Annotated in this window: 12 protein-coding genes; 8 read left to right on the plus strand and 4 right to left on the minus strand. The window is 51.8% G+C overall.

Annotated features, from left to right (window positions below; all coding sequences use genetic code 11):
* Positions 1 to 90 precede the first annotated feature (90 nt).
* Positions 91 to 1917: a translational GTPase TypA gene (gene typA, locus DTHIO_RS02705; protein ID WP_008868818.1), complete on the plus strand. Its 1827-nt coding sequence runs from the start codon at positions 91 to 93 to the stop codon at positions 1915 to 1917.
* Here typA and DTHIO_RS02710 read toward each other — a convergent pair.
* Together DTHIO_RS02710 and DTHIO_RS02715 are read right to left on the minus strand one after the other, a co-directional pair.
* Positions 1914 to 3977 (minus strand): molybdopterin-containing oxidoreductase family protein, encoded by a 2064-nt coding sequence (locus DTHIO_RS02710; protein ID WP_008868819.1) that lies wholly within the window; start codon positions 3975 to 3977, stop codon positions 1914 to 1916. The two genes, typA and DTHIO_RS02710, sit on opposite strands and share 4 nt — an antisense overlap.
* A 364-nt stretch (positions 3978 to 4341) precedes the next feature.
* Positions 4342 to 5280 carry a methyltransferase domain-containing protein gene (locus tag DTHIO_RS02715; protein WP_008868820.1) on the minus strand — a complete coding sequence of 313 codons (939 nt, stop codon included), beginning with the start codon at positions 5278 to 5280 and terminating at the stop codon, positions 4342 to 4344.
* 982 nt (positions 5281 to 6262) lie between these two features.
* Here DTHIO_RS02715 and prxU point away from each other — a divergent pair.
* Positions 6263 to 6994, plus strand: coding sequence for a thioredoxin-dependent peroxiredoxin (gene prxU, locus DTHIO_RS22225; RefSeq protein WP_244156294.1), 732 nt, complete (start codon positions 6263 to 6265; stop codon positions 6992 to 6994).
* 139 nt (positions 6995 to 7133) lie between these two features.
* On the plus strand, positions 7134 to 7481 hold the full coding sequence (locus tag DTHIO_RS02730; RefSeq protein WP_008868823.1) for a DsrE family protein: 348 nt from the start codon (positions 7134 to 7136) through the stop codon (positions 7479 to 7481).
* A 13-nt stretch (positions 7482 to 7494) separates the two neighbouring features.
* On the opposite strand, the gene DTHIO_RS02735 is transcribed toward DTHIO_RS02730, so the two are convergent.
* A complete protein-coding gene (locus DTHIO_RS02735; protein WP_008868824.1) occupies positions 7495 to 8268 on the minus strand; it encodes a SagB/ThcOx family dehydrogenase in 774 nt (257 codons plus the stop codon).
* 397 nt (positions 8269 to 8665) lie between these two features.
* Here DTHIO_RS02735 and rbp point away from each other — a divergent pair, with 397 nt between their 5' ends.
* Both rbp and cls read left to right on the plus strand, forming a co-directional pair.
* Positions 8666 to 8920 (plus strand): RNA-binding regulator, encoded by a 255-nt coding sequence (gene rbp / locus DTHIO_RS02740; RefSeq protein ID WP_008868825.1) that lies wholly within the window; start codon positions 8666 to 8668, stop codon positions 8918 to 8920.
* A 140-nt stretch (positions 8921 to 9060) separates the two neighbouring features.
* The gene (cls, locus tag DTHIO_RS02745) at positions 9061 to 10491 is read left to right on the plus strand and encodes a cardiolipin synthase (protein WP_008868826.1); all 1431 of its coding nucleotides are present in this window, start codon (positions 9061 to 9063) and stop codon (positions 10489 to 10491) included.
* 3 nt (positions 10492 to 10494) lie between these two features.
* Here the strand turns inward: cls and DTHIO_RS02750 are convergent, their stop codons facing one another.
* On the minus strand, positions 10495 to 11718 hold the full coding sequence (locus DTHIO_RS02750; protein ID WP_008868827.1) for an LL-diaminopimelate aminotransferase: 1224 nt from the start codon (positions 11716 to 11718) through the stop codon (positions 10495 to 10497).
* A gap of 367 nt (positions 11719 to 12085) precedes the next feature.
* Here DTHIO_RS02750 and DTHIO_RS22230 point away from each other — a divergent pair, with 367 nt between their 5' ends.
* From DTHIO_RS22230 to DTHIO_RS02765, 3 genes are all read left to right on the plus strand, one after another.
* Positions 12086 to 12388: an IscA/HesB family protein gene (locus tag DTHIO_RS22230; protein ID WP_008868828.1), complete on the plus strand. Its 303-nt coding sequence runs from the start codon at positions 12086 to 12088 to the stop codon at positions 12386 to 12388.
* Between the two features lie 111 nt (positions 12389 to 12499).
* On the plus strand, positions 12500 to 12787 hold the full coding sequence (locus tag DTHIO_RS02760) for a PxxKW family cysteine-rich protein (protein WP_008868829.1): 288 nt from the start codon (positions 12500 to 12502) through the stop codon (positions 12785 to 12787).
* Positions 12788 to 12850: 63 nt separating this feature from the next.
* A complete protein-coding gene (locus tag DTHIO_RS02765; protein WP_008868830.1) occupies positions 12851 to 14083 on the plus strand; it encodes a M20 family metallo-hydrolase in 1233 nt (410 codons plus the stop codon).
* The last annotated feature ends 36 nt before the right edge of the window (positions 14084 to 14119 follow it).

The raw sequence follows: 14119 nt of genomic DNA on the forward strand, positions 1-14119 counted from the left end.
TCAGGACAAAAAAACATTGCTATTTTCTGTTCAGGCAGTTAATTTATCCGGCTGTTTTATCAATATTTTAAAAACTGGATGAACCAAGACATGAAAGAAATCAGGCAGAATGATTCCATCCGGAATATCGCCATTATAGCCCACGTGGACCACGGCAAGACCACCCTGGTGGACGGGATGTTCAGGCAAAGCGGGGTGTTCAGACAGGGACTGGAGGTGGAGGAAAGGATAATGGACTCCATGGACCTGGAGCGGGAAAGAGGCATCACCATCTCGGCCAAGAACTGCGCGGTTATGTGGAAGGGGGTCAAGATAAACATCATCGACACCCCGGGCCACGCCGATTTCGGGGGAGAAGTGGAGCGCTCCCTGTCCATGGCTGACGGCGCGGTGCTTCTGGTGGATGCTTCGGAAGGCCCTCTGCCACAGACCAGGTTTGTTTTGAAAAAGACCCTGGAGGCCGGACTGAAGATCATCGTGGCCATCAACAAGATCGACCGCAAGGACGCCCGCCCTGCCGAGGTCCTGGATGAAATCTACGACCTTTTCATCGATCTTGACGCTGGTGAAGAACAGCTGGATTTTCCTGTAATTTACTGTATGGCCCTGGACGGCATAGCCAGAAAAGATTTTCATGAAGACTCGGACAACCTGGATATTTTATTTGATACTATCCTGGATTTTATTCCGCCTCCATCTTTTGAACCGGACAAGCCGTTTCAGATGCTGGTGTCCGATCTGGGGTACTCGGATTACGTGGGGAGGCTTGCCGTGGGCAGGGTGTTCAACGGCAGGGCCAGGCAGAGCGATCAACTGGTTCGCCTGGGACCGGAAGGCAGCCAGGACATGTTGCGGGTGACCAAACTGCAGACCTATGCCGGGCAGGAACTGGTGGAAATAAGCGAGATACAGGCCGGGGACATAGCCGTTATATCCGGTATTGAAGAGGTGCATATCGGAGATACCATATGCACCCGGGATAACCCCATGGCCATGCAGAGAATCACCGTGGACGAACCTACTGTGTCCATGAAATTTTCCATCAATACCTCCCCCATGGCCGGTAAAGAGGGCAAATATGTCCAGTCCAGCAAGATCTGGGAGCGTTTGCAAAAAGAGACTCTGAGCAACGTGGCCATCCAGGTGGAAAAGACACGGGACAAGGACAGCTTTGTGGTCAAGGGCAGGGGTGAGTTCCAGATGGCCATCCTTATTGAGACCATGCGCAGGGAAGGATTCGAACTAAGCGTGGGCCGGCCTCAGGTCATAATCAGATACCAGGGGGATAAAAAGCTGGAGCCCATGGAGCACCTTTTCATAGACTGCGACGAGGCCTTCATGGGGGTGGTCACGGAAAAGCTGTCCCTGCGCAAGGGACGCATGACCAACCTGGTCAATCACGATACCGGGCGGATACGAATAGAGTTTACCGTACCCTCCAGGGGGCTCATCGGCTACCGGGACGAGTTCCTGACGGACACCAAGGGCACCGGCATAATGAATTCCTATTTTACCGGATACCAGGAATACCGCGGGGATTTTCCCAGCAGGTTCATGGGGTCCCTGGTGGCGGACCGGCCGGGTACAGCAGTGCCTTATGCCCTGTCCAATCTCAAGGCCAGGGGCAACCTGTTCATTACACCAGGCACCCAGGTTTACGAAGGCATGGTGGTGGGGGAACACAACCGCGAGCATGATTTAAACGTCAATGTATGCAAGGAAAAAAAGCTGTCCAATGTCCGGGCCGCCGGCAAGGACGATGCCATTGTCCTGCCCCCGGTACTGCCCATGACCCTGGAGCGGGCCCTGCATTTCATCCGCGAGGACGAACTGGTGGAAGTCACTCCCGTATCCATCCGCCTGCGAAAGACCATTCTTTCGGCTTCACAGAGACACAGTGCCCGGCCAAAAGATTAATCCCGGAGTTTTTCCAGGCTGCACATGAAGCTTCGATTGGAAGGGGTGCTGGTGACAGGGTCCCGGTGATGGTCATCTGTCAGCAGGTTTAAATTATAATCCTGATGCACCTCTCCCCAGCCCCAGGCGATAATTACGTGGCCTGGGCGTACCCTGTCCGTGACCCCGGCCTGCATTTTTATGCTTCCCCTGGGGGTATGCACCCGGACCATCTCCCCGGCTGTGATGCCCAGACTGCCGGCATCCTGCTCATGCAGGTCCACAGTTGGTTTTTCCCCGGTCTTTAAAAGCTTGTCCACATGGTGAAACTGGGTGTGCGTAAAACGGTTTTCCCGTTCTCCGCTCATGCCCACCAGAGCATGACCTGCATGGCTGGAGAAGCTGATGGGGTTCTCCCGGCGTCCATGCTGGTAGGGTACCGGGTCATGTCCGTTTTGCTCCAGCCTGTCAGAGAAAAACTCCACTTTGCCCGAGGGCGTGTTGAATCCCTTTGAGCGGTATTTTTCAAAGACCTGTTCCCCGTCGCGGATGCCTTGAGGTGAGTTTCTAAGCTCCTCTACAGTGATGCCGCTTGGTTCAAGCTGAAAATCTATGGCCTCCTGTACATCTTCCCAGGGAAATTCTTTTTTCAGGCCCAGTTTTTCAGCCAGCGCAAATATTATCTTCCAGTCCGGCCGGGTCCCGGGGAGAGGTTCTATGGCCCGGTCCTGCAGGATGACCGGGCTGGTACGAAGGGATGCCCGGTTTAGCTGGGTCTTTTCAAAACACATGCTTGCCGGCAGGATAACGTTGGCAAGCTCCGCCGTGCGGGTGAAAAAAGGATCTATAACCACCATGAAGTCCAGGCTTTCAAAGGCCTTTTGTACTCTGGTGGAGTCAGCCATGGTTGCAAGGGGATTGCCGGACTGGACCACCACCATGTTTACAGGGTAGGGTGTCTGGTCCAGCATGGCGTCCACCAGGCAGGACTGGGCATGCAGTCCCCAGTTGGGGTGGAAGCTGCCAAACAGACTGTAGTCCCTGGTGACCGGATAAGTATCCGGGGAAAGCCTGTCCCGCAGCTGGATATTGTGTACCCTGGGGGGCTGGGGGATGATATCCCCGCCGGCAATGTCCAGGTTGCCGGTTATGGCCCGCAGCATGGCCACCGCCCGGGTGGCCTGAAAAGTATGCAGCTGCATGTCCAGGCCGTTGCCGTCCACGATGCAGGCAGGGGAAGAGCGGGCATACATGCGGGCCGCCTTTATAATGTCCCGGGCATCCAGTCCGGCAAAGGGGGCTACCTCGTGCGGGGGATAATTCTGTACTGCCCGGGCCAGTGCATCAAAGCCCAGGGTATAGTCGCGGATGAAGTTCTTATTGTGCAGATCACTGTTGATGATCTCGTGCATCATGGCCATGGCCAGCATACCGTCGTGGGCCGGTTTGACCTGCAGGTGGATATCCGCCATGGCCGCCGCCGGAGTGCGCACTGGGTCCACTACTATGAGTCCGGCCCCGTTTTGGCGGGCATGCAGCAGGGCTTCGAAGGCCCCGGGCATGGTGTTGCGGTCGTTTTTGCCCCAGACCAGGACACAGCTGGAATCCTTGATGCCGGGCATGGTCATGGCCCCGTAGGTGTAAAAGTGAGCCATTTCCCGGGCCACGTGGCAGACCGAGCCATTGCCTATGCTGTTGGGAGAACCAAAGGCGTTCATGAGCCTCTGGGCGTAATCCCAGGGTGCCCCCCAGTCAGCTGCCATGCCCCTGAGCCAGGCAATGCTTTCCGGGCCTGAAACATCCCGGTGCTGCAAAAATTTTGAGGCCACCAGGTCCAGGGCCTCGTCCCAGCCGGCATCCCGGAACCTTGCCGCTCCCTTTTTTCCTTCGCGGATAAGAGGGGAGCTCAAACGTTTTCTGGAATATACTATCTCCGGGGCCCGCATGAGCCTGGGGCAGTTAATCCTTTCGGCAGGGGGAAGAAAGGATTTCCTTTGGGCCGAAATCAGCCTGCCGGATTCCACCCGGGCCTCCACCGGGCAACAGGCGGAACAGAAACGGCATACGGTATGTATTATCATTTTTTTGCTCTGTAATTTTTTACCTTAATGATATGACCTCCAGTGGTCCGGAAATTCGGCAAACAGGACGTAAAAACTCGCTTCAAGGAAGCGTAAATTAAAACCTCTTCAAGTTTTTTCAACCATAAAAGCTTCAATTATATTATGCTTTGAATCAAGTTGAGTGTTTAACGGTTTTGATTAACGCTTCCTACGTCGCTCAGATCCCGCACTTACTTTCTGGTAAATCTTGCTTTAAAAGTTGGTCAGACTTAAGAAAGTAAGTGCGGGACCCTGTTTGCCGAACCTCCGGCCTCTGGCTTTTCGTCCGCAGGTGCTGAATAGTCACTTTTCTCTTTTTGTAACTCACAAGCCTGAACAGTCATCACCTGAAAGCCTTGACGTAGCAGCTGCGGATAAGTTCGTAGTGATTGCGGTGGGTGCGGATTTTCCACCAGACGTGACCTTTTTTTTCGATATTCCATCCCGGTCCGGGATTGTCCCGGGGACGTTCAAGCCATTTTGCAATGTTATCCAGTCCGTAGCCGGCAAAGTCTCCCTCGGGCTTGCCTCCCAGCCAGTATTGCCGGTCAGCGCTCTGCTCGGACCAGGAAAAGGGGTCTGAGAGCAGGAACTGGGCCTTTTTCCTGTGGGCCAGCCTCCCGGCTTCCTGCAGGTGCTTCAGGGGCAGGGGCAATTTATCTACCATATTCAGGGAGGCCAGGGCGGAAAAAGTGCCCGTGGCGAAAGGCAGGGCCATGGCGTCGGCCACTATGAACTCAATGTTTCTGGTCTGCCATTCATCCGGCAGGGTCAGTGTCTCTTTCCGGGACAAAATACCCTCCTGAACAAGCTCAAATTGCACCTGTCTCCGGGTCATGAGTTCCCTGGCCGCCCGGATAAAGGCCACGGAATTATCTATGCCCAGGGCAAAATCAAACCTGGAGGCCATGTCAAAGGTAAATCTGCCCACGGCTGAGCCCATATCCAGGCAGCCCCCGGTATCCGCGTGCATTTGCTCTGCCCAGTCCTTGTAGGCGCTGCTGCCCTCGGGGTCTTCAAGCAGGTCGCAGTAGTGACTCCAGAGATAGGATGAGACCACGGAAGAGTTTTCATATTTTGATCCGGAATCTTTAATCGTGTCCTGCTGCGGGTGTACCATGGCGATGCCTTCCCGTATGGGATATTCTTTCAGGCATTCCGGGCAGTTGAGGGTTCCTTCTAAAACATCGTCATCTTCCTGAGAGTCTGCTTTGAGCTGCAACCCCTTTTCCAGGGGCAGGCAGGCCGGGCAGATCAATATTGAAGTAAGCCAGGTTTTCATGAAATTCCAATGGTTGGTTTTTGCCGTGCAGTCTGCTTATGGCAAAGGTTAAAAATTAAATATGAGTGTGTGCCACTCAGGCCTGATATCCATCTTCAAATTGGTTCCGGAAGACCCAGCCCCTTTGAGGCATAAATAAGTATCGCAGAGATAAGCAGTATTATAAAAAAATGTAAGAAGCAACAGGAATCATACCTGTTGTGATCAACTGTCCTGTACGTGACTGTTTTTATCCGGAATTATTTGAACTTGAGGTTCAGTTTAAAAGATATTAAAGGTTGAATGGTTATTTGTCCTCTCAAGGAATGTCTTCTGGAACTCTTTTTTTTATAATCTCTGTCACGTAACCATTCATGGGGTGCCTAAATCACGCCTCTGGCGTGACCGGGGACAGTCCCGTACTTATTTTTTCCAACGCTCACACCTAAGGCGGGCTTTGCCCGCAACCCAATAAAGAAAAGAACTTTTTTGACAGGATTAACCACGCCAAAGACGCGTGGCAGGCATAGATTAAGAGATTGATGAAGAGAAAATCATCTTTGTCCTGGCCGGAAGCCAGGCCAAAAGGTTATCACTCCAGCACTCACTTTTTTCCGGCACTCATAAATGTCGGAAGAAAGTGAGTGCTGGATGGTTAATGCAATCTGCGGCTTCCGGCTTGCCCTGTGAAATTCCGAAGGACAGCGCAGCTGATTTCACCGGGGCCGCAGATTGCTTATCCTGTCAATCCTGTTAATCCTGTCCAAATTTCTTGTTTTTTATGACAAGGTTTCAGCAGTAAGCCACTGTCTAAATTGTTTATCATAAAAAAATAAGTGCGGGACAGTCCCCAGACCTTGTGCCATGAACTACCACTGAGGAGCCCCGGAATGGTAACTGTCTCCTGAGGCTGCCGGTTCCAGACTTTTTAAAAAAAGTTGACAAAGTTGATTTATAATAATAGTTACTGTTCGCGGAAGAGAATTAAAAAAGGAGGTTATTTATGGCTGAAGAATTACCGGCCGGATGCGCCCGGCCAACAGGCGGCCCGGTTGGAGAAGAGCCCTCGGAAGAAAATGCGGAAGAAACAGGTATGGAAACCGGTTCAAAAAAGGAGCACAAAAAAATGATTCAAGTGGGAAGAAAAGCACCGGACTTTACGGCCCCGGGGTATCAGCAGGGCAAATTTGTAAATGTTTCATTGTCCGATTATCTGGGCAAATGGGTGGTTCTTTGCTTTTACCCGGGTGATTTCACCTTTGTCTGAGCTACAGAAATAGCAGCAGTTGCTGCTAAGTACTCCGAATTTCAAAATCTGGGCGTAGAAGTTCTGCCCATGAGCATTGACAGCATGTTTGTGCACAAGATGTGGGACGATCATGAACTGTGCAAGATGATAGAGGGTGGCGTGCCTTTTCCCATGCTTTCCGACGGCGGCGGAAGAGTCGGTAAAGTCTACGGTGTCTATGACGAAGACGCCGGTGTTGAAAACCGCGGCAGATTTATAATCGACCCCGACGGTGTTGTTCAGGGCTACGAAGTCCTTACCCCTCCTGTGGGCAGAAATGTGGAAGAGACCCTGAGACAGATCAGGGCGTTTCAGCACATCCGGGAGACAAAAGGCGGAGAAGCCACTCCGTCCGGATGGAGGCCCGGCAAGATGACCCTGAAGCCCGGGCCGGATCTGGTGGGCAATGTCTGGAAAGACTGGAAAGTAGAAATGGCTTTTGATTAAGCCGATACTTAACAATAGCGCCCGGTGCTGACTGAACGCCGGGCGTAACCATTGAGGGGGTGCCAGACCTCGTGCCAGTAATAACCACCGAGGCCCCCCTGAATGGTTACCGCCGGGCGCTGCACAACCAGGAGCTTTTATGAGAAAAACAGCCCTTTTCGTGTTCAACGGTGATCCCATGTGTTTTATTCATGTCCTTCTCAATGCCCTGAATATGAAGGAAAAAGGACACGAAGCAGGAATAGTGGTGGAAGGAGCGGCAACAAAACTTATCCCCGAACTTGTCAGGGACGAGCACCCTCTAAGTGATCTGTGGTCAAAGGTTAAAGACAAAAACCTGGTTTATGGAGTCTGCAGGGCATGTTCCCACAAAATGGGCACCCTGGAGGACGCCAGGGATCAGAGCCTGGCGCTGCTGGATGACATGTCCGGACATCCGGGCATGGCAGGCTACCAGGACAGAGGATACGAAGTAATAACTTTTTGAGCGCAGTCTGGATTCAGATCAGGTCTGGAATTGTCAGTGCCTTGCCCACCGGTGCCACATAGACCGCGAATTCATCCTGTCCATTCAGGCCCACCAGTTCATCCATGGCTTCCTGGTCATATGCGGCCACAGCACAGGTGGCCGCTCCTATGGCCTCGCATGCCAGGTACAGGTTCTGGCATACATGCCCGGCATCCATAAGAATCACCCTGTAGGCAGTGGGGCCGTACCTCCATTCCATGCGGTAGGGTATGCACGACCATACAAAGGTTGCAGCCCCCAGACCCACGAACTTCTGGCCGAAAGCCGCCCGAGACAGGTCTGCCGTCATACCGGGTATGCTTTTCAAGAGTACCAGCTCGTTTTCCAGGGGCAAAAAACGGTAAAGAGCCGGATCAAGTCCCTGAACATTGCGGGCGAAAATATAGGTTTCAAAACTGTGCCTGGCTCCGGCTGAAGGGACATTCCTCAGGGCTGTAAAATCACTGTTTTGTTTGCGAATGCCCTGAGTTGCCCACAAAAGAAAGGAGAGTTCCTGAATCTGCAGCGGTTCGTCGGAGTACTTTCTCCTGCTTTTGCGATTGGCGATTATTCTGTCCAGGCTTAAATCTTTTATGTAACTTTTCCACTCTTTTTCCGAACTCAAGGACAACCTGTAAAGAGAGGGGTCATAGGGTTTCTGAAGGGGTGGGGCGGGCACGCCCCTGTTTTGGTCAGTCTGTGAAAAATCTGTCTCTTTTCTCAGGGAATCCTTCAGGAAATCCCGCCCGGGTTTTTTATCAGACATAGTTTTCTCCCCGGCCCGAATCTGGAACATGGGCCATAATCTTTGTGGTTGAACTGCTGGAGAAGAGCATAAATGTGTTACCACCTGGTGTACATGCGGTTAATCTATTGCTTCAGAAAAGCACGAATGCTGTTGACAACCGCCTTGAAGAACTCTGCTTATAATTCAGCCTAAAACATGCTGCAGTTGATGACAAGGCAAAAAAACCGGCTGGACAAGTTAACGTCTTGATATTGTTAACTCAAAAAAATAAAAAAATGCAAAAAAAAGCTTGCATATCTCGCGCATAGGGTCTACAAGGTTTCTTGCGTTGATCATTGGTCTATGTTGTCAGGCTGAAAAGGTGCAGCCTGGGGCTGATGATTATTTATTTTATTTTTTTCAGGAGCTTTTTTTTATGACCAATCTGTACGTGGGCAATCTGCCCTGGAGCACAACCGAGGCCCAACTCCGCGATTCTTTTGCCGAATTTGGAGAAGTAAGTTCAGCCAAAATCATTGAAGACCGTGAGACCGGCCGTTCCCGTGGTTTTGGTTTTGTGGAGATGGAAAACGGTGCCGATGAAGCCATTGAAGCACTTAACGGCAAAGATTACGGGGGACGCAGCATCAAGGTCAACGTTGCCAAGCCCAAAAGAGAATCCCGCTTCTAAAAGGGATTTTCCATAGTTTGCCAAAACCATCCCGGGAGTCCCCGGGATGGTTTTTTTTTAGCTGTTGATCGATATATAACCCTGCCTGCCCGCGCGCAAACACAGGGAAAGACAAACCTTGATCCGAGTGAGGTCCAGTGATGCTGGCGGAATCCATGATCTGGAGTCTTGGAGGCTGGGTTATCCGACTGGGGATGATTCCGGTAATCGGAATGCGCCAGGAAAATCCCTCCACCTGCCTGGCCTGGCTGGCAGTGATTTTTTTAATGCCCTGGCCGGGGCTAATCCTTTATCTGCTTCTTGAAGAGCACGGACTCAGCCGTCCAAGGCTGTCGCGCCGCATTAAAAAACACAAAAATTTTCACCTGACCAATTCCAGTTACCTGACCACACCCAATTTTGAAGGGTGTCAGGTCAACCCTGATCACCAGGCCCTGGTCCACCTGGCTGAAAAGCACGGGGGGCTGCCGCTTCTTGGAAGCAACCGCATGAAGCTCATTGTCGATACCGAAGAGTTCATCGACTCCCTGAGCGCAGATATTCTTCAGGCCAGAAACCATGTGCACCTGCTTTTCTACATATTCAGAGACGATTTTACAGGTCGTAAAGTGGCCCGGGCTTTGGGGGAGGCAGCCGGCAGGGGGGTTACCTGCAGGGTTCTGGCGGATGCCGTGGGATCCGCGGGTATGTTTTCCGGTCTGGGCAGGTGGATGCAGGAACAGGGAGTGCAGGTACAAAATGCTCTTCCTGCCAATCCCCTTAGAATGCGCCTGGCCAGGCTGGACATCCGCAATCACCGCAAGCTGGCTGTCATTGACGGTAAAGTAGGGTATACGGGGTCCCAGAATATAGTCGACCCCGAGTTCGGCCACAAAAAGGCCGGACAATGGCATGATGTCATGACCCGGGTGCAGGGGCCTACAGTCAGGCAGCTGCAGTCGGTTTTTGTAGAGGACTGGTTTTACGAGACCCAGGAGATACTGGATGATCCGGATGTTTATCCGCCGTCCACCAGCGAGGGCATGGCCGCGGTACAGGTTGTGCCCACAGGTCCGGACAGGCCCACCTACGGGTTTCAGGACCTGCTTATCCAGGCCATCAACTCGGCCCAGCTAAGTGTCTCGGTGGTGTCGCCTTACTTTATTCCCAATGAAGGCCTGATTACGGCTTTGAGGCTGGCTTCGGCCCGGGGGGTTGAAGTAGACATAATCATTCCCGACAGAAGTGACCACCTCCTTGTGGACCAGGCCAGTGCCTATTACTGCGGGATTGTCCTGAATAACGGGGGCAATGTCCATCTTTTCCGGGACGGGATGCTGCATGCAAAAATCATCGCCATGGATCACTCCCTGGCCATCGTGGGCTCGGCCAACTTCGATATTCGCTCTTTCTACCTCAATATGGAACTGGTGAGCATAGTCTTTGACCAACAGTTCAGCTACGAACTGAGTCTGCTGGTTGAGGGCTACAAAAAAAATTCTTTTAAAGTCGGACGGGCATGGTGGTCAAGACGACCAGTATACAAAAGGATGACCGAGGGAGTGGTCAAGATCTTCAGTCCATTGCTTTAAGCATTATGACAGGGTCTTGCTGATCCTGTGCATGGCTTCCTGAACATTCTCCTGTGTGTTAAAGGCGCTGATACGAATAAAACCCTGGCCGCAAGGGCCGAAACCCGTTCCCGGCGTGCACACCACGCCGGCCTTGTTCAGAAGAGCATCAAACAGACTCCAGGAATCCGAGCCGCTCTGGATCCAGATATAAGGAGAGTTTTTCCCTCCGGTGCATTTGTATCCCAAGTCCTGCATGGCCTTGAGGATAATGCCGGCATTACTCAGGTAATAGTCGATATTGTTTTTTACCTGGGCCTGCCCTTCCGGACTGTAGACCGCCTCTGCAGCGCGCTGAACAGGGTAGGCCACCCCGTTGAACTTGGTATTGTGCCTCCTGTTCCACAGGGGATGGACCATGGTTTTTCGGCCCTGGCTGTCATAGGCCCGGCAGTCTCTGGGAACAACAGTATATGCACACCTGGTTCCGGTGAAGCCCGCGGTCTTGGAAAAACTTCTGAATTCAATGGCCACTTCTCTGGCCCCGGGGATTTCAAAAATACTGCGGGGCATGGCCTCATCACGGATAAAGGCCTCGTAAGCTGCGTCAAAAAGGATCAGGGCTTTGTTGTCCCGGGCGTAGTCCACCCATTTCTGCAGCTCCTGCTTTGAGATGCCTGCGCCGGTGGGATTGTTGGGGTAGCACAGATATATCAGGTCCGCCTGTTCCCGGGGCAGGTCAGGGATGAAGCTGTTTTCCGGGGTGCATTCCAGGTATATGAGCCCCTGATAACGGCCATCCTGCATTTCCCCGGTCCTGCCGGCCATAACGTTGGTGTCCACATATACGGGGTAAACAGGGTCCGGCACTGCGACCCTGGTGTCTGTGCTGAATATTTCCTGAATGTTTCCGGTGTCGCACTTGGCCCCGTCGCTGATAAAAATTTCGTCTGGAGCAATTTCCGCCCCGCGTTCCTGGAAATCATGCCTGGCGATCTTTTCCCGTAGAAAATCGTAGCCCTGCTCCGGTCCGTAACCTCTGAAAGACCCGGGTTCAGCCATCTCGTCCAATGCCCTGTGCATGGCCTGAACACATGCTGCGGGAAGGGGCAGAGTGACATCTCCTATGCCCAGCTTTATTATGGATTTGTCCGGGTTTTCATCCTGGAATTTCTGTACGCGTTTTGCGATGTCGGCAAAAAGATAAGAAGCGGTCAATTTGTTGTAGTGCTCGTTGATCAAAATCATAATACTCTCCCATATTTTTTGCTTCCAGTAAAAAAATAACCTCCGGGTGTCAAACATGCCAGCCAGGGGAGTTTTAAAAAAAGGTATCTGTTTAGCGCTTTTAAGGAAAGCAGGGGACAGGCACTCCGGGACCCACTTGAGCATCATTTTGTGCTTAAAACATCTCATTTTTTGGGACAAGTGGGTCCCGGAAGAGCCAGTCCCCATGCCACATGCAAAGCGCTAAACAGATACAAAAAAAGTTTTTTGACAACATACCAGAATAGTCTTAATTAAATTCCTGGAAGGAGGCCACGAAGATGGTTGACTTCAAAAGTCAAAAAGGCTATATTTGTCTTTTTACAAAACAAGGAGGGATTTGTATATTATGTTTGAGTTAAGCGATACTGCCAAAATGCAATTGGACAAGTTTTTTGAGACCCAGGAAAAAGCCCCTATCAGGGTGTATCTGGCTGCCGGTTGAGGCGGTCCAAGGCTTGCACTTGCTCTGGACGAGCAAAAAGACAACGACAATGTATATGATCTGAAGGGCTTTCAATTCCTGGTGGACAAAAATCTCATGCAAACTGTAGCTCCAATTCAACTGGACATGACAGAAGGCGGTTTTGTTATAAAATCCAGTCTGCAGGCCAGTGCCGGAGGGTGTTCCTCTTCCTGCTCTTCCTGCTGATTCCAGGATGTGTACATGTTTAACATAATGGCCATGTCTGAAGGACGTGGCCATTTTTCTTATTTGATTCTAATTTGCGCAATTAATTGCGGTCATGGAGGTTTTTTCAGTATGCAGTGCGATACCATAAAAAAAGGTGTGGAGTGCACTTTTATGACAGCCAGGGGCTGTTCTTACAAAGAGGGACAGTGCTATCCCATAGTGGAAAAATGCAACGGCTGCGACCGCATTCATGAATTCGGGGGGCAGACTTACTGCAAAAGCTACCCTGAACCGGCCATGAAGTGGGAACACAATGCCTGCAATTTCGCCACCCATGTGCAGGCCACCTTTGACAAAAGCGGCCAGGTCAAGATCAACCCCATCAAGGCTTCCAAGCGCGCCGCCAAAAAGAGATAACAATTACTTGTGCATACGCCGGGCAAGATTTCCGGCGTATACACCATCCTTTGAAGTCAGGTCATGCAACAAATTATACAATATCTGGATAAACAAGCGGATGAAGTGGTGCAGTTGCAGTCCAGCTTAGTTTCCATTCCTGCTCTCGGGCCGTCCAATGAAGGCCGAGGCGAAAAGGAAAAAGCTGATTTTGTGCACAAGTATCTGCGTGCCTGCGGATTTGAGGAAATAATTGAAATCAATGCACCGGATCAGCGGGTGGAATGCGGGTACAGGCCCAATCTGGCTGCCTGGATCCGTGGCCGGGATGCAGGCAGAACTCTGTGGATCATCAGTCACCTGGATATCGTCCCGCCGGGGGATCTGTCTCTATGGAAAAGCGATCCCTACTCCCTGGAAGTAGATGTAGATACGCTCATTGGCCGGGGAGTGGAGGACAACCACCAGAGCATAGTATCATCTGTACTTGCGGCCAGGGCTTTTATGGAGCAGGGTGTAAAGCCGGATATAAATCTGGGTCTTCTTTTCGTGGCCGACGAGGAAACCGGGAATGACTACGGCCTGCCTTATGTGCTGGATAATCGAAAAGATCTTTTTGAAAAAGATGATCTTTTCCTGGTTCCTGACTTCGGCACCAGCGATTCCACCATGATGGAAGTGGCTGAAAAAAGCATGCTCTGGCTCAAGGTATCTGTTAAGGGCAGACAATGCCATGCCTCGACCCCGGAAAAAGGGATAAATTCTCTTGCAGCTTCTGCTGCCTTCATACTCCAGCTGGAAAGACTGCATGAAATTTTTCCCGGCCGGAACGATCTTTTCAGTCCGGCAGGCTCCACTTTCTGTCCTACCAAAAAAGAAGCCAACGTGCCCAACATCAATACCATCCCGGGACTGGATGTCTTTTATCTGGACTGCCGCATACTGGCTGAATACTCAATCCAGGACGTAATCAACGAAGCCAGGAACCTGGGCTCGGATATAGAGAAGAAATACGGGGTGCATATTGATTACGAGGTTGTTTATCAGCAGCAGGCAGCCCCGCATACCGACCCTGCCAGTGAAGTTGTCCAAAGGCTTGCCCGCGGTATCGAGAAAGTTTACCAGGTAAAGCCAGAGCCCCGGGGAGTGGGCGGGGGCACCGTGGCTGCTTTTCTCCGGCACAGGGGATACAGTGCCGTGGTATGGGCCACCCTTACAGGCACGGCGCACCAGCCCAACGAACGTTCCAGCATCGCCAGCACCCTGAAGGATGCCCAGGTCATGGCCCTCATGGCTATAAATGATGAAACGGGCTGAACTACTGGCTGCAATTATATCAAAACCCAGGATGAC

The sequence above is a fragment of the Desulfonatronospira thiodismutans ASO3-1 genome, assembly GCF_000174435.1.
Classification (GTDB): domain Bacteria; phylum Desulfobacterota; class Desulfovibrionia; order Desulfovibrionales; family Desulfonatronovibrionaceae; genus Desulfonatronospira; species Desulfonatronospira thiodismutans.

Excerpts from the sequence above, each read along its gene's own strand:
- typA (WP_008868818.1), top strand. The coding sequence starts at position 91 with ATGAAAGAAATCAGGCAGAATGATTCCATCCGGAATATCGCCATTATA.
- DTHIO_RS02710 (WP_008868819.1), bottom strand. The coding sequence starts at position 3,977 with ATGATAATACATACCGTATGCCGTTTCTGTTCCGCCTGTTGCCCGGTG.
- DTHIO_RS02715 (WP_008868820.1), bottom strand. The coding sequence starts at position 5,280 with ATGAAAACCTGGCTTACTTCAATATTGATCTGCCCGGCCTGCCTGCCC.
- DTHIO_RS02730 (WP_008868823.1), top strand. The coding sequence starts at position 7,134 with ATGAGAAAAACAGCCCTTTTCGTGTTCAACGGTGATCCCATGTGTTTT.
- DTHIO_RS02735 (WP_008868824.1), bottom strand. The coding sequence starts at position 8,268 with ATGTCTGATAAAAAACCCGGGCGGGATTTCCTGAAGGATTCCCTGAGA.
- rbp (WP_008868825.1), top strand. The coding sequence starts at position 8,666 with ATGACCAATCTGTACGTGGGCAATCTGCCCTGGAGCACAACCGAGGCC.
- cls (WP_008868826.1), top strand. The coding sequence starts at position 9,061 with ATGCTGGCGGAATCCATGATCTGGAGTCTTGGAGGCTGGGTTATCCGA.
- DTHIO_RS02750 (WP_008868827.1), bottom strand. The coding sequence starts at position 11,718 with ATGATTTTGATCAACGAGCACTACAACAAATTGACCGCTTCTTATCTT.
- DTHIO_RS02760 (WP_008868829.1), top strand. The coding sequence starts at position 12,500 with ATGCAGTGCGATACCATAAAAAAAGGTGTGGAGTGCACTTTTATGACA.
- DTHIO_RS02765 (WP_008868830.1), top strand. The coding sequence starts at position 12,851 with ATGCAACAAATTATACAATATCTGGATAAACAAGCGGATGAAGTGGTG.